The 19,633-nt window shown below is 43.9% G+C and carries 15 protein-coding genes; 3 read left to right on the forward strand and 12 right to left on the reverse strand.

The window, feature by feature from the left end:
• Positions 1-77: 77 nt before the first annotated feature.
• Together MKY98_RS15665 and mntR are read right to left on the reverse strand one after the other, a co-directional pair.
• On the reverse strand, positions 78-1,820 hold the full coding sequence (locus MKY98_RS15665; protein WP_069012734.1) for a family 10 glycosylhydrolase: 1,743 nt from the start codon (positions 1,818-1,820) through the stop codon (positions 78-80).
• Positions 1,821-1,956: 136 nt separating this feature from the next.
• A complete protein-coding gene (gene mntR / locus MKY98_RS15670) occupies positions 1,957-2,382 on the reverse strand; it encodes a transcriptional regulator MntR (protein ID WP_029517241.1) in 426 nt (141 codons plus the stop codon).
• 252 nt (positions 2,383-2,634) lie between these two features.
• On the opposite strand from mntR, the gene splB reads away from it, so the two are divergent.
• On the forward strand, positions 2,635-3,699 hold the full coding sequence (gene splB, locus MKY98_RS15675) for a spore photoproduct lyase (RefSeq protein ID WP_023989268.1): 1,065 nt from the start codon (positions 2,635-2,637) through the stop codon (positions 3,697-3,699).
• Here splB and MKY98_RS15680 read toward each other — a convergent pair.
• From MKY98_RS15680 to adhE, 8 genes are all read right to left on the reverse strand, one after another.
• On the reverse strand, positions 3,692-4,408 hold the full coding sequence (locus tag MKY98_RS15680; protein WP_069012735.1) for a cytochrome c biogenesis CcdA family protein: 717 nt from the start codon (positions 4,406-4,408) through the stop codon (positions 3,692-3,694). The genes splB and MKY98_RS15680 overlap by 8 nt on opposite strands.
• Positions 4,409-4,572: 164 nt before the next feature.
• Positions 4,573-6,591, reverse strand: a complete 2,019-nt coding sequence (metG, locus tag MKY98_RS15685) for a methionine--tRNA ligase (RefSeq protein ID WP_069012736.1) — start codon at positions 6,589-6,591, stop codon at positions 4,573-4,575.
• A 414-nt stretch (positions 6,592-7,005) separates the two neighbouring features.
• Positions 7,006-7,296 (reverse strand): membrane protein insertion efficiency factor YidD, encoded by a 291-nt coding sequence (gene yidD / locus MKY98_RS15690; protein WP_029517238.1) that lies wholly within the window; start codon positions 7,294-7,296, stop codon positions 7,006-7,008.
• Position 7,297: 1 nt separating this feature from the next.
• On the reverse strand, positions 7,298-7,789 hold the full coding sequence (locus tag MKY98_RS15695; RefSeq protein WP_039270917.1) for a Fur family transcriptional regulator: 492 nt from the start codon (positions 7,787-7,789) through the stop codon (positions 7,298-7,300).
• A gap of 253 nt (positions 7,790-8,042) precedes the next feature.
• The gene (locus tag MKY98_RS15700) at positions 8,043-10,265 is read right to left on the reverse strand and encodes a copper amine oxidase N-terminal domain-containing protein (protein WP_029517236.1); all 2,223 of its coding nucleotides are present in this window, start codon (positions 10,263-10,265) and stop codon (positions 8,043-8,045) included.
• A gap of 219 nt (positions 10,266-10,484) precedes the next feature.
• Positions 10,485-11,243: a pyruvate formate-lyase-activating protein gene (pflA, locus tag MKY98_RS15705; RefSeq protein ID WP_029517235.1), complete on the reverse strand. Its 759-nt coding sequence runs from the start codon at positions 11,241-11,243 to the stop codon at positions 10,485-10,487.
• 51 nt (positions 11,244-11,294) lie between these two features.
• Positions 11,295-13,556 (reverse strand): formate C-acetyltransferase, encoded by a 2,262-nt coding sequence (pflB, locus tag MKY98_RS15710; RefSeq protein ID WP_029517234.1) that lies wholly within the window; start codon positions 13,554-13,556, stop codon positions 11,295-11,297.
• A 328-nt stretch (positions 13,557-13,884) separates the two neighbouring features.
• The gene (gene adhE / locus MKY98_RS15715; protein WP_069012737.1) at positions 13,885-16,497 is read right to left on the reverse strand and encodes a bifunctional acetaldehyde-CoA/alcohol dehydrogenase; all 2,613 of its coding nucleotides are present in this window, start codon (positions 16,495-16,497) and stop codon (positions 13,885-13,887) included.
• A gap of 258 nt (positions 16,498-16,755) precedes the next feature.
• Between adhE and MKY98_RS15720 the strand changes: the two genes are divergently transcribed.
• Positions 16,756-17,472 (forward strand): Crp/Fnr family transcriptional regulator, encoded by a 717-nt coding sequence (locus MKY98_RS15720; protein ID WP_013310849.1) that lies wholly within the window; start codon positions 16,756-16,758, stop codon positions 17,470-17,472.
• Positions 17,473-17,610: 138 nt separating this feature from the next.
• On the opposite strand, the gene MKY98_RS15725 is transcribed toward MKY98_RS15720, so the two are convergent.
• On the reverse strand, positions 17,611-18,378 hold the full coding sequence (locus MKY98_RS15725) for a DODA-type extradiol aromatic ring-opening family dioxygenase (protein WP_029517232.1): 768 nt from the start codon (positions 18,376-18,378) through the stop codon (positions 17,611-17,613).
• Between the two features lie 318 nt (positions 18,379-18,696).
• On the opposite strand from MKY98_RS15725, the gene MKY98_RS15730 reads away from it, so the two are divergent.
• Positions 18,697-18,996 carry a hypothetical protein gene (locus MKY98_RS15730; RefSeq protein WP_223821919.1) on the forward strand — a complete coding sequence of 100 codons (300 nt, stop codon included), beginning with the start codon at positions 18,697-18,699 and terminating at the stop codon, positions 18,994-18,996.
• Positions 18,997-19,120: 124 nt separating this feature from the next.
• Here the strand turns inward: MKY98_RS15730 and MKY98_RS15735 are convergent, their stop codons facing one another.
• Positions 19,121-19,465, reverse strand: coding sequence for a winged helix-turn-helix transcriptional regulator (locus tag MKY98_RS15735; RefSeq protein WP_034095058.1), 345 nt, complete (start codon positions 19,463-19,465; stop codon positions 19,121-19,123).
• Positions 19,466-19,633: the final 168 nt, after the last annotated feature.

The raw sequence follows: 19,633 nt of genomic DNA on the forward strand, positions 1-19,633 counted from the left end.
TCTCTTGGGAGTAAGCAGTTCTACTGCTTATCTATGAGAACGGAGGCCCAAATAGAACCTATATGATCCAATTTATATCACATTTGATAATAATTTTGAAGAAGCTGAATGAGTCCATATGGATTTTTACGCAAATGCTGTGCACTAAAGTAAATATCCCCTTTGACCTGTTTATAATCTTTGTTCAGTTCAAGCTGCTTAATTAGCTCTTGAGCCGTTTGCCAGCCCTTTTCAGGGGTGCCGATTTTATACGGAGAATGACCGATATATAGCTTAACATCTGAATTTTTGACCTCATTGGACCACCATGCGACAAGCTTGTCATATCCAGCCGCAGGGAAACCGATACTCCAGTAAATTTGTGGAGCTACATAGTCAATCCATTCTTTGTTAATCCAGGTTCTCACATCCGCAAACGTCGTATCATACGCTGTAACGCCTGCCTTCGTGTCTGAACCCGTTAAGTCCTGAGATTTGTTGCGCCACACTCCAAATGGGCTAATTCCGAATTGAACTTTAGACTTGCTGGCATGAATGCTTTTGCCCAAATCGCGAACAAAACTGTTCACATTATCTCTCCGCCAGTCGCCCTTATTAGAGATTTTGTTGGCATTATATGCTTTGAAGGTCGCATCATCATCAAAAGTCCCGCTGTAAGGATAAAAATAATCGTCCAAATGGACGCCGTCAATATCATATCCGTCCACGACCTCCATAATCGCCGCAATGACATGCTGACGTGCAGCCGGAATTCCTGGATTGATGTACAATTGGCTACCATTCTTAACAATCCAGTCCGGGTGCTGATTAGCCACATGGTTTGCAGCCAAACCGCTGGTTGTTCCTGTAGAATTCGCACGGAACGGATTAAACCAGGCATGGAATTCCATCCCTCGCTTATGCGATTCGCTAATCATAAATTTCAAGGGATCATAGCCTGGATTTTTACCTTGGGTGTTGGTCAAATACTTGCTCCAGGGTACGAGACTCGACGGGTAGAGCGCATCACCGCTGGCACGAACCTGAACAAATACCGCATTGATGCCCATCCCCTGCAAATCATCGAGCATTTTAGTAAACTCCTGCTTTTGCTTCTCGGAGCTGCTTCGGGCAGCGGAAGAAGGCCAATCTCCATTGATGGTAGAAATCCATGCCCCACGCATGGAAGTTGAAGCCTTTACCTGAACAACATTTGCCTGTGAAGAACTTGAACCGTCCTCACTAGTAGACGTTGACGGTGAAGTGACAACCGTCTGCTCATTATCGCTGGCTCCCTGATCCGTACTTACACTCTCCTGATTGCCAGATGCAGACGTATCTGATGTGGAAGCACTGTTTCCCGCTGAGCTACTCCCACCCGTTGAGACACCTTCCTTACCACTGCTTAACGTAATGACTCGCTCTGAAGCTTGCCAATCCACTTTTAATCCCAACTCTTCTCCAACAAAACGCAGAGGCACCATGACTCTCCCGCTTGTCATACGGGCAGATGCATCCAGTCGAACTGACTTGCCATTCACCGTAGCGCTTTGTGCACCGTTCTCCATAGATATATTTTTGTTCTGAGCCGTAATCGTTACCATACCGGACGATTCCGACCAGTTGACCTGAGCGCCCATTCCCTCACTAATCACGCGCAAAGGAACCATCGTAACATTGGCTCCCTGTACAATATACGGTGACGCGTCGCTTTGCAGGGACTGTCCGTCCAATATAATTTCAATATCACCAGTTGGAGCTGCTTGAACTCCAGGAACGATGGCAGTCTGCACTGCTAAGAGTAGGCCTGCAGCCAATGCCACTATTTTCTTTCGATTCATATTATTACAATCCTCCGCTAACCCTGTTAATTTTAACCCCTATCTTGTCCTGCTATATAATGGATAGACGCTAATCACCGGATATTTGTTGCGGTCGGGACAAATAAAAAAGCATCGTCCATAAGGACAGATGCTTTTAGGAATCTCCACTCAATTCCTTGTGTATGTCATGAAGCTGGCGCAAGCGATCTTCATCCCGACGAAAATATTCAACCAATGTTTCGATACGGGTGATGGAATCCCAGCTCAAATGATGCTCAATACCTTCCACATCTTTATATATCAGGTCCTTCTCAACCCCAATCATATCCAGAAATTGCTCTAATAACTGATGGCGATCAACCAACCGTTTGCCGACCTTTTTCCCTTTTGGTGTCAAAATCAGTCCCCGATACTTCTCATATACAAGATAATCGTCCTTATCCAACTTCTGAATCATTTTGGTGACGGACGAAGGATGCACCTCTAAACCCTCTGCGATGTCCGAGACACGAGCATATCCCTTCTCATCAATCAGTTGGTAAATGCGTTCCAAATAATCTTCCATGCTTGGCGTTGGCACTTGTTTCCCTCTTTTCTGTTATTGAACGGGCGCTTACCGCCTTCATTTCCTGCGTTAAACCTACTATGTAATGATACATGTTATCATTGCCCATTGGCAAGTCTCATCCCTTCACTCACATCTATTGCCACGATTTGTTCAATTTAAGCCGGGTACACTAATATCGTCGTCCCTGTATCGTTTACTTCTGCGGCAATATGTTAAGGTTGGACACCAGAGCACTGTGGATTTATTTTGAAAGGAGCGTTAGCCATGTCTACGCTTGAGCGTACTCCTGTCCAAACCAGAGGAACCAAGCCATTTTTGCCTGACCTGGTGTTTTTTGAGCCAGACGCACTAAATTATCCCAAGGGCCAGCGTATTATGGATTGGGTTAAAGCCAAGGATATTCCGTACCGGATGACTACCTCTCACAACCGAATTACCAATTTACCAGGTGAAACTGAAGTTGAAAAGTACCGAATGGCAAAAAAAACTTTGGTAGTTGGTATCCGTAAAACGTTAACTTTTGATCAATCCAAGCCTTCTGCTGAATATGCCATCCCCATTTCGACTGGTTGCATGGGGCATTGTCACTACTGTTATTTACAAACAACCTTGGGAGCAAAGCCGTATATTCGTGTATATGTCAACACTGACGATATCTTATCAGCAGCTAAAGCTTATATCGAGGAGCGTGCGCCTGAAATTACCCGTTTTGAAGCAGCTTGCACCTCCGATCCGGTTGGTTTGGAGCATATCACCGGAACGCTTGGAGACTTGATTCGTTTCATGGCAGATGAGGAATTTGGCCGTCTGCGTTTTGTTACTAAATATCATCATGTTGATCCATTGCTGGATATTAAACATAATGGTCATACTCGCATCCGCTTTAGCATTAATTCCGATTATGTTATTAAACAGTTTGAACCTGCAACTTCCCGCTTCGAGGAACGTATTGAAGCCGCGGGCAAAATCGCACGAGCCGGTTATCCGCTTGGGTTCATCATTGCACCCATCATCTGGTATGACGGCTGGGAAGAAGGTTACGGCGAGTTACTACGCAAATTGGGAGAAACCTTGCCCCAGCATGCTACAAAAGATTTGACGTTCGAATTAATACAGCATCGCTTCACCAAAACATCCAAAGCTGTCATCGAGAAACGTTATCCGAAAACCAAGCTGGAGATGGACATAGAGAAACGCAAGAAAAAATGGGGACGCTGGGGACAAAACAAATACGTTTATCCCGATGAACAGCAAAATGCACTGCGAGAGTTTATCACAGAGCGTATTTTTGAACATTTTCCTTTAAGTCGTATTGAGTATTTCACATAACTAGCATCCAACCCGGGGTAATCCGTTGTAAAAATAGCGTTACATCGGTCATATGATCCGTTACCAGTAAAATGCCAGTGATAACAAGTAGTATGCCACCTGTTTTGATGAGGATGGAGGTATAGCGAGAGGATAGCCGAACAGAGCCTACCAGCAAAGCTAATACAAAAAATGGAATCGCAAACCCAAGCGCATAGCCTGTAATCAGTTTGAACCAAATGTGATGCTCTACTGCAGCCAAAGCGATAATAGCTGTTAGCATGGGACCAATACAGGGCGACCAGCCTGCCGCAAACCCAATTCCGATTACAAAGGAACCGGCGTACCCGGCAGGCTTCCATGTCCAGCGAAGCTTATGCTCCCTCATTAGAATCAAAGGACTTACCACACCAAGAGATACCAGTCCCATTAGTAAAATAAGTAACCCTGCTACCACTCTTAGCGTATCCCCATAATTGGCAAACCATTCTCCAAGCAACCCGACACCTGCACCCAGTGAATAGAAAACGACCGAAAAGCCCAGTACAAAAGCAAGTGTATGCCCCATCGTACGATAACGAACCTCGGCCTTATGCCGTCCTTCAGCCAGTTCACGCGCAGACATCCCTGTCATATACGATAAATAAGATGGATACAGTGGTAAACAACACGGTGAAAAAAAAGAAAACAGTCCGGCTACGATCGCCAATCCGGCGTTAATATCTGTCATCCTCATTTCCTCCCACCTGTCTTAAGTGAACACGAGCAAACAAGCCCTGCCTACTAAAACATACGTATAGCGGGAGCAAAATATGATGCACGCCAAAAAGCGCATGCCCAGGAAGAATGATTCCCGGACATACGCTCATTACGTTCTTTTATTTAACTAGCGTACTACTTTACTACTGCACCATTCGGCATACCTTCCGGTACGGTGGCGAGCGTAAGCTGATCTCCATGTGAAGCTGCCAAAATCATACCTTGCGACAGCTCTCCCCGAAGTTTTACTGGCTTAAGATTGGTCACACAGATCACCTTGCGCCCAATGATATCTTCAGGTGTATAAAACTTCGCAATCCCTGATACTACCTGCCGTTGCTCATAACCAAGATCAAGTTGGAGCTTTAACAGTTTATCGGCCTTCTTTACAGGCTCGCAGGCGACGACCTGAGCAACGCGCAGTTCCACCTTGGCAAAATCCTCAATGCCAATCTCTTCCTTTGCCTCCGGCGCTTCCTGGCTCGCCTCAGATGCATTCTGTGGTTGAACTTGTGTCGTAGCTTCCTCTGGTTTCTTACCTCCTGTCATTGCTTCCACGATAAAAGCAACCTCTTGCTCTGAATCCAGACGTGGGAAGATCGGATTACCTTTGACCAACTGTGTTCCTTCCGGAATACGACCAAACTGCTTGCCGCTATCCCATGTAGTCAGCTCACCTTGGCTAATACCGAGCTGTTCCCAAATTTTATGAGGAGCACGGGTTAAGAATGGCTGAAGTAAGATGGAAGCGATGCGCAAGCTTTCTACCAAATGCAACATAACCGATGCCAATTCACGACGTTTTGCCTCATCCTTAGCCAAATTCCATGGTTGCGTCTCGTCAATATATTTGTTGCTACGGCTAATAAATTGGCTAATCGCCGTTAATGCCACGGAAAACTCCATGTTTTCCATGGCTTCTTCTACTTTGCTATAAGTCGATGTTGCCATGTCTTCAAGAGCTCCGTCGAATTCTGTTACATTTGCTTCATAAGCCGGAACCTTGCCGTCAAAATATTTATCTACCATCGCCACGGTACGATTCAACAAGTTGCCCAGATCATTTGCCAAATCCGAATTAACTCGATCTACAAAACTTTCTGGTGTAAATGTTCCATCTGCCCCAAAAGGCACCTCGCGCAGCAAGTAGTATCGAAGTTGGTCCAGACCATAACGGTCAATCAACGTTACCGGGTCTACCACATTGCCTTTAGATTTCGACATTTTACCATCTTTCATAAGTAACCAACCATGTGCAAATACTTTTTTAGGTAACGGAAGATCCAATGCCATCAGCATGATTGGCCAATATATCGTGTGGAACCGTACAATCTCTTTACCCACGATATGCACATTTGCTGGCCAAAATTTATCGTACAGCTCAGTATTAGAAGAACCATATCCCAAGGCTGTGATGTAGTTGGAAAGTGCGTCAATCCAAACGTATACGACATGCTTCGGGTCCCCCTTGACCTTAACACCCCAGTCAAAAGTTGTACGGGAAACAGCCAGATCCTCTAGCCCCGGCTTGATGAAGTTGTTAATCATTTCTTTTTTCCGGGATTCCGGTTGGATAAACTGCGGGTTCTCTTCATAAAATTGCAGCAACCGATCAGCATACTTGCTCATGCGGAAAAAGTAGCTCTCTTCCTTGACCAATTCTACAGGGTGTCCACTATCCGGGCTCTTACCTCCAGTCACATTGCCTTTAGCGTCCTTCACCACGTCAACCAGCTGAGTTTCTGTGTAGTACGTCTCGTCAGGGATGCTGTACCAGCCTTCGTATTCTCCCTTGTAAATATCGCCTTGTTTTAATAAACGATCAAAAATTTCCTGTACGACAGCCTTATGACGTTCCTCCGTAGTACGGATAAAATCGTCATTGGAAATGTCGAGCTTCCGCCACAGGTCTTGGATGCCTGCCACAATGTCATCTACGAAACGTTGTGGCGTTTTGCCAGCTGCACTTGCCTTTTGCTCAATCTTCTGACCATGCTCATCCGTTCCTGTCAAATAACGCACTTCATAACCGCGTAGCCGCTTGTAACGGGCCATTGCATCTCCCGCAACTGTCGTGTAAGCATGACCTATATGTAGCTTGTCGCTCGGATAATAGATCGGTGTCGTAATGTAAAATGTGTTCTCATTGGACATGTATGTTGCCTCCTGTTTTGTTCACGGCAGCTCGATAAGACCTGCTGACATGATGGTACTCCAATTTATGAATTTGGAACAAATTGGGCACAAAAAAGACCCCCGCCCCTATGGGACGAGAGTCACCTCACGCGTTACCACCCAATTTTCCTGTATCCTCGCAGACTACAGGCTTCACCGGTCACATCTGACCGCCCATTAACGCTGGAACACGCCTCCCCCTTACGTTTGCCTCCCGTGCACAAATAACTGTGGCAAATACGCTCGAAAAAGGTTCCTCCAGGACCATATTCAGGCTTCGCTCCAGACCGGTTTGCAGCTAACCCCGGCTCTCTGTACTGGACAATTCACCCTACTCATCCCTTCGCAGGAAAACAATATTAACCAAAATATAACCAAATCCGCATAGCGCTGTCAAGTCAGACTCTTCTCGGAATGAGTAGCCAAACGATCTTCGCTAGACCTGTCTGTCTCCTTTTTTGCAGGAGGAACCAAATCTACGCCTCCTGGATGAAAGGGATGGCATTTGGCTATACGCTTAGTAGCAAGCCATGAACCTTTGAGCGCACCATGCACTTCTACCGCCTCCAACGCGTACGCTGAACACGTTGGATAGAATCGGCAGGTAGCCGGCTTTAACGGTGAAATATAGGAACGATAAAACTTAATCGGAGCCTGTACCACTCTGCGTGTGGTGATTTTCATTTCAGTAGCCCCCGTGGCTGTGAGTGTGACTGCTCGTCTGTCTGAATCCCCCATCCGAATTACTATCAGTATGTCCATTCTTCTGTTGACATTCTTTACAATAACCAAAAATTTCAAACTTGTGCTCGACGATTTGGAATTGATCCGTTGTATCCGTCATTTGCATTGGGCAAAAAGAAATCGGTAATGTTTTCTGACAGCTCAAGCAAATCATATGGTGATGGTGATGATGCTCATTACAGCTCACCTTGAACTTCATTCCATCCTCAAAAGATACCTGTTCCAGCACACCTAATTCCTGCATTACACGCAAATTACGATAAACTGTATCAAAGCTAAGTCCACTGTACTTCTTACCCATATATTCATAAACGTCTTTGGGGGACAGATACCCTTCATTCTCGGAAAATAACGTGGCCAACGTTTTGCGCTGATCTGTAATACGCAGCCCCTGAGCGGACATTGTTGCAATAATCTCATCCTTTGTCAGCATGCGTTTCACCCTCCCCTGTCTGTAGTTTCAGGTTTTCTGATGCAGGCTTAGGCTTGCATCTATTTATTATACCACGATTAAAGTCAATATTATAAGAGATATTCGCATCTATACATAAGAAAAAGACGCTCTCCAGCGCTACGATCAAATTCGCAGCAGGAGAACGCCTATATTCTGCAAGTGACATCGACTTTTAAACGGTGAATGACGAGACCCAAGGTCTAAGCCGGTAAACAGTACCGGTTAATTCATATTAATTTTTAATAGCTGGTAAAGGCATAACTACTACGGAAACCGGCAAGTTACTTCCTGCAGCAGCAGTGAAATACATCTCTACACTTTCCTCGATATGCCCTGTGCGATACAGCACACTCATCTCATTTGGAGCCCATACCGAGCCGTTTGTCGGGATACCCACAACCTGATTGTTTACCATCGCATAGCCGGAATATTCGCCTCCACGCGGGTTGAACGTAATCAGTGAATACGGCGCTACATGATCCAATTTAACTTTATATACAACACCAAAATTACCGGCATTGGAAGCAGAAGAGCCGTCCAGACCATCCGTACCAATCAGGTTCGGGTCTACCTTATTATCGCCAAGAACGATACGTTGAGCTGTTTTACCAACCTCTTCGGTATAATTGAGTGAGATATCCGAATTAGCGTACGTTCCACGGTTATGAATACCGTCCTTAGGCAGTTTTGCCAAAGTAGGCAACACGGTCAACGGATCTGTATTTGCATCTAACACAATAACCGTGTATTGAATAGGTTGATCCGTATATAAATCGGATAACAGAGAAATGACTTGTTTTTGCTTGATTTTTTGTGCGTTCAGATCCTGTAAAATAACGCGGCTTTCGCCAGGATTTAGAACTGTGCTAGAACGCTTGCTTCCATCCTGCATGGATTGAAAATATCGTTGAATCGAGACTTTACCCGCAGCCGTTGCAAATTCAGATGGTCCGGCAAAACCGGAATTTTCGACATTCATGTTGGCAGGAGTAATATTGTTGTTGGTTGCAATCACGTACATTTTCACATCTCGACCCGTTTCATTCACATGATGGACGAGTATGCGCGTGCTTCCTGATCCGGTTTCCTGATACACAATTCCGTCCTGAAATACACGTTCCGGGCTGTTAGCACGGATCAAAAGACGCGGTGAAGATGTACTTGTCAAAGGAATGGTAGCCATGGTAGGCACCTGACTGCCGTCTACTGTATATTTATCACCATATGGTGTGAAGATTTTATTGAAATCATCTTCGTTGTACAGCAGTTCATTCGTAATTTTAATCGTTTCACTTTTGGTACCTGTTGCGCCGTGCTTATCAGTCACGGTTAACGTAATCGTTACATCACCTGGTTGGAAGAAGGCAAGTTTCTTGTTCTCCCAATCACGCTTAGTAATAGCATTCTCATCATCCGTACTCAGGTCCGTAATGGTGATCTTTTCACCCATCTTGTACTCTTTTTTATCTGTAGTAAACAGAGCGACTGGCGGTTGGTTCGGCGGTCTTACTGTAATTGTAACTGAGTAAGGATCACTCCAGTTTCCAGCAGAGTCAAGAACAGAATAGGTAACTACATATGTACCCGGCTCCTGAAATACGTCCTGCTTACCTTCCCAACGTTGGTTCACAATCGGTAGACCTGTAGGAGAAGATTCCTTCGTCAAATACGTAACTTGGGTTTCGCCCGCATAGATATCTTTTTGCTGAACCGTGAAGGAAGCTTTAGGCTTCTGATTCAAATCCATGATAACTTGTTTAGTCGTATTATTCACAGTATAAGGAATATTTAAGGCCTGTGTAATCGAGGTCAACGGCACCATAAATACGTTCTTTTGCTGAAAAGCCGGTCCCTTCATTTGTCTGGCTTCACCGTTAACCGTATAAACCTTGCTGTCTGTTTTGAAGCGCATGACATTTGTTCCTTGTGTGATTACGGTTTCTTTGGTGGCAGTGTCATAACTAAACTGCAATCCGACACGGCTGACAAGTGAACGGATAGCTACATAGGAAACTCCGTCCTTAACAGTCATCGGCTGAGTTGCCGTATACACCTGTCCGTTTTGTTCCATTTTCGCGCTGTTTAAATACAAAATCAGTTGATTAGCACCCATGTTTGTTGGAGCTCCACCAGGATTGGTGATCGTTCCGTCTCCACCGTATACATCATTGGATACGTTCGATCCGTTGGTTGTATCCGTAGGTAGGCCAGTCAATGGATCATTGGTTACGCCTGTGTTATCTGGTGTTACCGTGTTGTTTTGTGTGCCTGTTCCCTCTTGAGCTCCGATACTATTCTGAACGCTGGAATCAGCAACATTGGTCTGAGCCTGCTGTGCGCTAACCGAATCGGTGGATTGAACGGTTGTTGATGCTGCTTCTGCTCCTACAGGGGCTACTGCGGCCACCTGAGCTACCGCCAAAGCGGTGAGCATGGTCCATTTCTTGAAATTCATTGTCTGTCTCCTTCTATCACCAAATTATTATCATTCCCGTAAAAAGTCATACTATTAGACGCGTCAGTTGTTAAAAAGTTTCTGGAAATTTTGCTTATCATGAAAAAAAGGGAACTTTCTCCTGTGACTGCAAAAAATTCAACAACAAAAAACCGCCACCCATCTGACCTGATGTGGCGGCGGCTTCATTACTAAGAAATAGCTTTTGCACCATTTACATTATGATGGACGACAGACAGCATTCTTTCCTGCAGTCTCCAGACGACCCTCTTCAATGAGTCGGTAAGCACGTTGAACTTCTTCGTCTGTAGGAGATGGAACTCCCTCCAACGGATACTCCTTACCGAGCATTTCCCACTTGTAAACACCCATTTGATGGTAAGGTAAAATTTCGAATTTCTCGACTCCGTTCAACGTTCCGATAAACCGTCCCAAATTCAATAAATCTTGCTCGTCATCATGAATACCCGGTACAAATACGTGTCTAATCCACATTTTACGCCCTTGCTCAGACAACCAGCGAGCTGTGCTTAGCATACGGTCGTTGGACTTGCCTGTAAGCTTAATATGCTTGTCGTTGTCAATATGCTTAATATCAAGTAACACCAAGTCTGTTACGTCCAGCAGATCATGGATACGGCCCGCATCATTAAAGCCATTACTGTCCAGTGTCGTGTGCAAATTCCAGCGACGTTTCACTTCTTTGAACAGCTCTGCTACAAAATGAGCTTGCAATGTCGGTTCTCCACCGGATACGGTCAATCCGCCTCCCGAAGAACGGTAATAGGCTAAATACGGTTCAATTTCAGCCAATACTTCCTCTAGGGTCATTGGATTGCCTTCATTCAAGGCCCAAGTGTCCGGATTATGGCAATACTGACATTTCAACAAGCATCCTTGCATAAAGAGCACGAAGCGGATGCCGGGACCATCGACGGTCCCGAAGGTTTCCAATGAGTGTATGTGTCCTTTCAACATGTTGCATCATCCTTCCCGCATCCGCTATGCGTGCGTCATTGTAATACTTATTTACATTGTACCGTGGAAAGTACGGTTAATAACATCCAATTGTTGTTCACGAGTCAGCTTGATAAAGTTAACGGCATAACCGGAAACACGGATCGTCAGCTGTGGATAGTTTTCTGGGTGTTCCATTGCATCCAACAGTTGTTCGCGAGCAAACACATTGACATTCAGATGATGTGCGTGGCTTCCAAAATAACCATCCATCATCGAAACGAGGTTTGTTTTGCGTGTTTCTTCTTCTTTACCCAGTGCTTTAGGCACGATAGAGAAGGTGTTCGAGATACCATCCAGACTGTGTTCATAAGGCAATTTGGCTACGGAACTCAGAGATGCCAAAGCACCTTTTTTATCACGGCCGTGCATTGGGTTTGCCCCTGGTGCAAACGGTTCGCCTGCTTTACGTCCATCCGGTGTTGTACCTGTTTTCTTACCATACACCACGTTAGAAGTAATAGTCAGTACAGATTGAGTAGGAAGCGCATTACGATAAGCTTTATGCTTGCGAATCATGCTCATGAAGCTCTCGACCAGTTCCACAGCGATGTTATCTACACGGTCATCGTTGTTACCGTAGCAAGGGTATTCGCCTTCAATTTCAAAGTCCACAGCAATCCCTTTTTCGTTACGGATTGGTTTAACTTTTGCAAATTTAATGGCACTCAAGGAGTCGGTAGCAACTGACAGACCCGCAATACCACAAGCCATGGTGCGGAGAATATCACGATCATGCAACGCCATTTCAATGCGTTCGTAGCTATATTTATCATGCATGTAGTGAATAACATTCAAAGTGTTCATATACAGTTTTGCCAACCATTCCATCATAGGTTTGAAGCGACTCAACACTTCTTCATAATCCAGAACTTCACCTGTAATGGCTGGGAATTCAGGCCCTACTTGGACGCCAGATTTTTCATCTTTACCACCGTTAATTGCATACAGCAGAGCTTTAGCCAAGTTAGCACGAGCACCAAAGAATTGCATTTGTTTACCGATTTTCATTGCCGATACACAACAAGCAATACCATAGTCGTCTCCATAAATCGGACGCATCAGATCGTCATTCTCGTACTGAATGGAGCTAGTTTCAATAGAAACTTTCGCACAATATTTTTTGAAGCCTTCAGGCAATTTTTCCGACCACAGTACAGTCAGGTTCGGTTCCGGTGCAGGTCCCAGATTGTAGAGGGTGTGCAGGAAACGGAAGCTGTTTTTAGTTACCCGAGTTTCTCCAGTTACGGACATACCACCAATGGACTCAGTAACCCAAGTTGGATCTCCACTGAACAGTTCATTATAGTCAGGTGTGCGCAAGAACTTAACAATACGCAATTTCATAACAAAATGATCGACCAGTTCTTGAGCTTGTTCTTCTGTCATTGTACCCTCTTCCATATCACGTTGAGAGTAAATATCAAGGAAGGAAGATACACGTCCTAAGGACATTGCTGCACCATTTTGTTCTTTGATTGCTGCAAGATATCCAAAATATACCCATTGGAAAGCTTCTTTCGCATTGTTAGCAGGTTTTGAAATATCAAAACCGTGCTCAGCAGCCATTTGTTTCAGTTCATTCAAAGCACGAATTTGCTCGGAAATTTCCTCACGCAGACGAATTACGTCTTCTTCCATGGAATCAACTTCAAGGCTTTTCAGTTGCAGCTTTTTATCTTGGATCAAGAAGTCTGCACCGTATAAAGCTACACGACGATAGTCACCGATAATACGACCACGGCCGTATGCATCAGGCAGACCAGTAATGATACCAGCTTTACGAGCTGCTCTCATTTCATCTGTATAAGCGTCAAATACACCTTGGTTGTGAGTTTTACGAATATGAGTGAAGATATCAATGATACTTTCTGGCACTTCAAAACCATAGGCTTTGCAAGCGTCGATCATCATTCGAATTCCGCCAAACGGCTGTAAAGAACGTTTGAATGGAGCATCTGTTTGTACACCGACAATTTGCTCTTTATCCCGGTCTAGATAACCCGGTTTATGTGAAATAATAGTGGATGGCGTATTCACGTCTACATCAAGCACGCCGCCGTTTGCCAACTCTTTTTTGGTAAGATCGGATACAATATCCCACAATGCAGTTGTGTTGGCCGTAGGACCAACCAAAAATTCTTCATTGCCAACATAAGGTAAGATATTGGTTTCAATAAAATCGTTGACGTTGACTTCTTTAGTCCATTTGCCTTTTTTAAAACCTCTCCAGCCAGATTGTTGCTCTTGTAATTCTCTCTCAATCACCGACATGTAAATCCCTCCAAATTGTTTGGTCTTCCGGACTTGTGATTTTTTTCACGATAAAGCTATTTCTTGAGCCCGGCCTGTTCACCGATGCCTTACGCTCAGTGTCGGGACCTTTCTTACACCCTTATTGTAGAATAATGATAGAGTGTAGTATGTGACAAAAATCACAATATGAGTGATTTTTGTCACTTTATTTTCCCTAGCTTCGCGCCTATATCCTTAGCCTTGCCTTTCACCTCCCTTCCCAAACCAACAGGCCCTCTATATAGAGAGCCTGCATCGGTATTGAACGAGAAAATGCTTTTTCACAAGCCTCTTCTTACCTATTATATTATTGGTCAAAACGTCCGTAGAAGGCATTGCGATAGACATCAGCCAACTCAGTAACCAGTGGCAACTTAGGATTCGCAGTTGTACATTGATCTTCAAATGCGCGGTCAGCCAGATAATCTACACGTGATTCGAAATCTTTCGCATCGAAACCGATTTGTTGGAACGATTCCTCGATACCGAGTGTTTTGTTCATTTTACGGATCGCTTCGATCAAGCTGTTAACCCCTTCTTCGGTGGTGCGTGCAGGCAGTCCCAGTATGCGCGCGATTTCTGCATAACGCTCATCCGCAACAAAGTGCGAATATTTAGGGAACGAAGCAAATTTTGTCGGTTTTTTCGCATTATAACGAATAACGTGCGGCATCAAAATGGCATTCGTGCGGCCATGCGCTGTATGGTATTGTCCACCCCATTTATGTGCAAGACTGTGGTTAATGCCCAAGAATGCATTAGCAAACGCCATACCAGCAAGTGTGGAAGCATTATGCATTTTTTCACGAGCCAGCTTATCACCGGTCAGAGCCGATTGTTCTAGGTATTGGAATACCAATTGAATGGCTTTAATTGCCAGACCATCTGTGTAGTCATTAGCCATTACGGACACGTAAGCCTCGATAGCATGTGTCAGAACGTCCATACCTGTGTCCGCTACAGCTGTTTTAGGCAGCGAATATACAAACACTGGGTCAATAATTGCCACATCAGGAGTCAACTCATAGTCAGCCAGTGGGTACTTCGTGTCGCCCAGGTTTTTGTCCGTAATTACTGCGAACGATGTAACTTCGGAACCTGTACCCGATGTTGTAGGGATAGCTACAAATTGTGCTTTTTGGCCCAGACGTGGGTACTTGTAAATCCGTTTACGGATATCCATGAATTTTTGTTTTAAGTTATTGAAATCAGTATCTGGATATTCATAGAACATCCACATGCCTTTAGCGGCATCCATTGGCGAACCGCCGCCCAGTGCGATGATGCAATCCGGTTGGAAACGTCTCATCATTTCAGTACCACGTTCTACCGTAACTGTCGATGGATCTGGCTCTACTTCAGAGAACACTTCGATAGCTACTGGTGTTTGGCGCTGATGCAGATAATGAATAACACGATCTACATATCCCAGTTGTACCATCATAGGGTCTGTGATAATAGCTACACGTGTGATATCAGGCATTTTAGCAAGATACTGTGTCGAATTTTTTTCAAAATAGATTTTGGAAGGTACTTTGAACCATTGCATATTCACCGTCCGTTTCGCCACCCTTTTCACATTAATCAGATTGACTGCCGATACGTTCGACGAAGTCGAGTTACGACCGTACGAACCGCAACCAAGTGTCAACGAAGGAAGATTGGTGTTGTAAATGTCGCCAATCGCACCATGTGTGGAAGGTGCATTTACAATGATACGTCCTGTTTGCAAACGGTTTGCAAACCGAGCGATAACATCCTCATCGTTCGAATGAATAGCGGACGAGTGACCCATGCCCCCGAATTCCACGACTTCAGCAGCGCGTTGAATACCTTGTTCCGCATTTTTTACTTTATAGCAAGCCAATACAGGACTCAATTTTTCCGCAGACAATGGGAATTTTGTTCCTACCCCTTCAATCTCAGCGACCAAAATTTTAGTTCCTGTTGGTACTGTAATACCACTCATTTCAGCAATTTTCACAGCAGACTGCCCGACAATAGCTGGGTTCACTGCACATTTCTCGACATTCATAGCTCCTTGAGTGAGCTTAGCTGCTTCTTCTTTATTTACAAAATAGCAACCGTTAGCGATCATCAATTTTTTCACTTGTTCGAAGATTGGCTCTTCGATAATAACCGCTTGCTCCGAAGCACAAATCATACCGTTATCAAAAGATTTCGAGAGGATAAGATCGTTCACGGCCTGTTTGATATCTGCTGTTTTTTCAATAAAGCAAGGCACGTTACCAGGACCTACACCAAGTGCTGGTTTACCGCAGCTATAAGCTGCCTTAACCATGCCTGATCCACCAGTTGCCAAAATTAGCGCCACATCAGGGTGGTTCATCAATACATTGGTCTTATCCATCGAAGGTGCTTCAATCCATTGAATACAATCGGCCGGAGCACCATGTTTAACAGCTGCTTCGAGCAAGACGCGGGCTGCTTCCGCACTACACGATTGAGCAGATGGATGGAAACCGAAAATGATTGGGTTACGTGTTTTAATGGCAATCAGCGCTTTGAACATCGTAGTCGAAGTCGGGTTTGTCACTGGAGTGATCCCCATGATAATACCGACTGGCTCTGCTATCTTTTGAAAACTGTCAAAATCATTGTCTTCAATGACACCGACGGTTTTTTCATTTTTGATACTATGATAGATATATTCTGTTGCAAACATGTTTTTGGTGATTTTGTCCTCGTACACACCGCGTCCTGTTTCTTCAACAGCCAACTTCGCCAGGTACATGTGTTTATCCATCCCTGCGAGTGCCATAGCTTGTACGATTTCGTCAATCTGTTCCTGATTCATACTCATGAAAGCTTGCTGTGCCCGGTTCCCCCGGTCAATCAGCGTTTGAATATACTGCTCTGCGCTTTGCTCTTTTTGAATAACCTCGTTTTTAACAGCCATTTCCCTCATCCTCCTGTTATCTCGTGTACTATCTCTTGTTCACGCACTGATCGTAACACAGCTTTTCAAGATATATTGTGATTTTTTTCACAATCTATTTAAAATTTTATTTTATGAAGTGAATTAAATCACAAAGTTTGGAATTCTGCCACTTTTACCCCCTCTTCTTGCCCCAAAAACTCATTGCACAAGTATATAATGAATTTGAATTGATCAAGTTGCAGATAAAAAACATAGGATACAAAGGGGAAATGGACGATGAGAAACCCTACAAATGTAATGGAAGCCCGCGGCAACACCTGTTGCTTCTCGGAGGCCAGCTTCAACCGATTGCAAGTAATGATGAAAGATCGAGTTATGCCAGAAAGCTCGCATCTGTTCTGGGAAGGAGATACAGCGGATAAGCTGTTTTATATTAAGCGCGGACGCGTGAAAGTAACCAAAACAACGGATGAGGGCAAGGAACTTATTCTATATATGTATCAAAGCGGCGATCTTGTTGGTCAAGCCGATCCATTTTTCGGTACTAAGCATTCCTTTTCTGCTGAGGTTCTGGAAGACAGTGATATTGGCGTAATCGATCATACAGATTTGGAACTGCTTATTTGCCAGCATTGTGATTTTGCGATTGACTTTATGAAATGGATGGGTTCACATCACCGCATTACTCAGACTAAGTTCCGCGATTTGATGATGTACGGCAAGCCAGGCGCTTTATGTTCAACGCTCATTCGTCTATGCAATACCTATGGTGAGCCTCACGGCGAACATATCCTGATTCATAAAAAAATTACTCATACTGACTTATCAAATATGATCGGTGCGACCCGGGAAAGCGTAAACCGGATGCTTAGTGATCTACGTAAGAAAAATGCAGTTGAATATGATAATGGTATGATTGTTGTCAAAGATTTGGAAATGCTGCAAGGTGTATGTCATTGTGAACTATGCCCTCGTGAGATTTGCCGGATATAATAAATCGTTTTTTTATGTAAAAGGGAGTGTTATAAGCCACTATAGCTTATAACACTCCCTAATTTATTTCCACTCCCCTACTTATACAGGAGCAGTAGCGAAGCATTTTAATGACAGTCCTTCTTCTGGCAACACTCTTTAAAACTGTAAACATAGATAACTTAAATTCCCCATCTCATAGCTTCTATGGATAACCTTGGCTTTGTTTGCAGGATTGCCACTCCCCATTGCAATAAACAACGGTACAAAGTGTTCTGCTCTGGGTACGGCCTGGCGAGCATACGGTGCTTCGCTTTCATAGTGATCCAAAGCCTCTATATCTCTACTTTGTACTTTTTCAATAATCCAATCATCAAAATCTATAGCCCAAGGTTCTGTTTTCGTTTCCCCCCATTTGACGATACGCAGATTATGAACAGTCACGCCACTACCAATGACCAGAATATCCTGTTCTCCCAGTCCTCGCAGCACTTCACCAATAGCATATTGTGCTTTGGGCGAGAGATATGGATTTACAGAGATCTGAACTACCGGAATGTCTGCCTCAGGATACATACGATGCAACAATGTCCAAGATCCATGATCCAAACCCCTCACCCGATCAGTTTCTACGTCAATGCCCTTTTGTTCATATAATTTTTTCAGCTTATTGGCCAGTTCCACAGAACCATGTGCTGGATATTTCACTGTGTACAGTTCCGGTGGAAAACCGCCAAAATCATAAATGGTATCGTACACGTCATCCATCGAACTGATCGTCAACGTTTGTGTTTCCCAATGAGCAGTAAAGATAACTATTGCTTTAGGACGAATACTTTTCCCCAGTTGCTCTAAAAATGAAGTATAGTCCGTCTGTTCAATAGCAAGCATCGGTGAGCCATGGGCCAAAAATAAAGATGGCATCATATAAAGATCCCCTTATCATCAACAATTTATTTTATTCATCAAGTAACTTTATGTAAGTAATGATACATAAGTAACAGAGTCATGTCAACACAGATTTTAACATACACTTAAAGGTCAAAGATTCTATAAATAAAGATTGATATAGGTATAATGTCATAGTAATATGTAACTAATAAATTTTAAAATTTCACTTTATTTCGATACAAAGGACTGGTTTCCATGGAGATACATACTTCTAATTGCCCAAAATGCGGTTCCGTTTTTCGTCAAAACCTTAGAAACCTCTGTAGTACTTGTATTCAGGAAGAAAATATATTCTTGGACCGCTGTTCTAACTATCTATGGAAGCATCCTTCTACTCATACTCGCCAGCTCAGTGACGTAACTGGTACACCTATAGAATTGCTCACAGATTGGGTAAGAGCAGGCAAATTTCCCTCCACATACAGTCAGCTTGATTATCCTTGTGAGTCCTGCCGTTCCCCTATTTATGCAGGGAGACTTTGTCATTCCTGTCTGGGTACATTCCGTTCGGCCGCGCTGGATATTCAAACCCGTGTGCCTCGCCGTGCAACAGCAGCATTATTCTCAGTTGCAGGGCGCGTCAAAGGCTATTAAGTCGTGCTGCCTAAGCACATCATTTCTGCAAAATGGATAAGTAGTCCTAAACGCAATATAAAAAACAGCCTTTTTTCTAGGAAAAGGCTGTTTTGCTATGAAAAACACTTATTTAGTTTGGTGCTCATCTAATCCATTCCTCAGCCCAAAATTGAATCTGTTCCATAACCGGCTGAAGTGCACGGCCTTTGGTTGTTAGCTCGTATTCAATGCGGACAGGAGTTTCTGGATATACATGACGTGTAAGAATTCCTTCATTTTCCAAATCTTTCATCCGCTCTGATAACATTTTGTCACTCATTGTGGGAATCAGATTGGAAATATCCTTAAACCGCTTAGGACCGCTCATCATGGATTGAATAATTAATCCATTCCAACGCTTGCCCAAACATGAAAAGGCGGTTTCAAAACGCGGACACATTTTTGTACATTGCGGTTGACTCTCCAAATTTTTCACCTTCTTTTGCATTTCGGTTTGATAAAGCTTTCCTTTTGTTAGTATATATCATTTTAGCATACTTTATCCCGAAAGAAAACACTTTCTTCTTAAATTAAATACCTGCGCCGATAAAGTTGCCATGACCAAAACTGATTATACAACAAACCAACACAGCAGGTATATGTCTAAATCGTTAAA

This window comes from Paenibacillus sp. FSL M8-0228 (assembly GCF_038007385.1).
Lineage (GTDB): Bacteria > Bacillota > Bacilli > Paenibacillales > Paenibacillaceae > Paenibacillus > Paenibacillus polymyxa_D.

What these genes read in the sequence shown, in the direction of transcription:
- MKY98_RS15680 (WP_069012735.1), bottom strand. Translation starts at nt 4,408, where the DNA reads ATGACAGATATTAACGCCGGATTGGCGATCGTAGCCGGACTGTTTTCT.
- MKY98_RS15700 (WP_029517236.1), bottom strand. Translation starts at nt 10,265, where the DNA reads ATGAATTTCAAGAAATGGACCATGCTCACCGCTTTGGCGGTAGCTCAG.
- yidD (WP_029517238.1), bottom strand. Translation starts at nt 7,296, where the DNA reads ATGAAAATCACCACACGCAGAGTGGTACAGGCTCCGATTAAGTTTTAT.
- MKY98_RS15720 (WP_013310849.1), top strand. Translation starts at nt 16,756, where the DNA reads ATGAGAAACCCTACAAATGTAATGGAAGCCCGCGGCAACACCTGTTGC.
- MKY98_RS15695 (WP_039270917.1), bottom strand. Translation starts at nt 7,789, where the DNA reads ATGCTGACAAAGGATGAGATTATTGCAACAATGTCCGCTCAGGGGCTG.
- splB (WP_023989268.1), top strand. Translation starts at nt 2,635, where the DNA reads ATGTCTACGCTTGAGCGTACTCCTGTCCAAACCAGAGGAACCAAGCCA.
- MKY98_RS15725 (WP_029517232.1), bottom strand. Translation starts at nt 18,378, where the DNA reads ATGATGCCATCTTTATTTTTGGCCCATGGCTCACCGATGCTTGCTATT.
- pflB (WP_029517234.1), bottom strand. Translation starts at nt 13,556, where the DNA reads ATGTCGGTGATTGAGAGAGAATTACAAGAGCAACAATCTGGCTGGAGA.
- metG (WP_069012736.1), bottom strand. Translation starts at nt 6,591, where the DNA reads ATGTCCAATGAGAACACATTTTACATTACGACACCGATCTATTATCCG.
- adhE (WP_069012737.1), bottom strand. Translation starts at nt 16,497, where the DNA reads ATGGCTGTTAAAAACGAGGTTATTCAAAAAGAGCAAAGCGCAGAGCAG.
- MKY98_RS15665 (WP_069012734.1), bottom strand. Translation starts at nt 1,820, where the DNA reads ATGAATCGAAAGAAAATAGTGGCATTGGCTGCAGGCCTACTCTTAGCA.
- pflA (WP_029517235.1), bottom strand. Translation starts at nt 11,243, where the DNA reads ATGTTGAAAGGACACATACACTCATTGGAAACCTTCGGGACCGTCGAT.
- MKY98_RS15735 (WP_034095058.1), bottom strand. Translation starts at nt 19,465, where the DNA reads ATGCAAAAGAAGGTGAAAAATTTGGAGAGTCAACCGCAATGTACAAAA.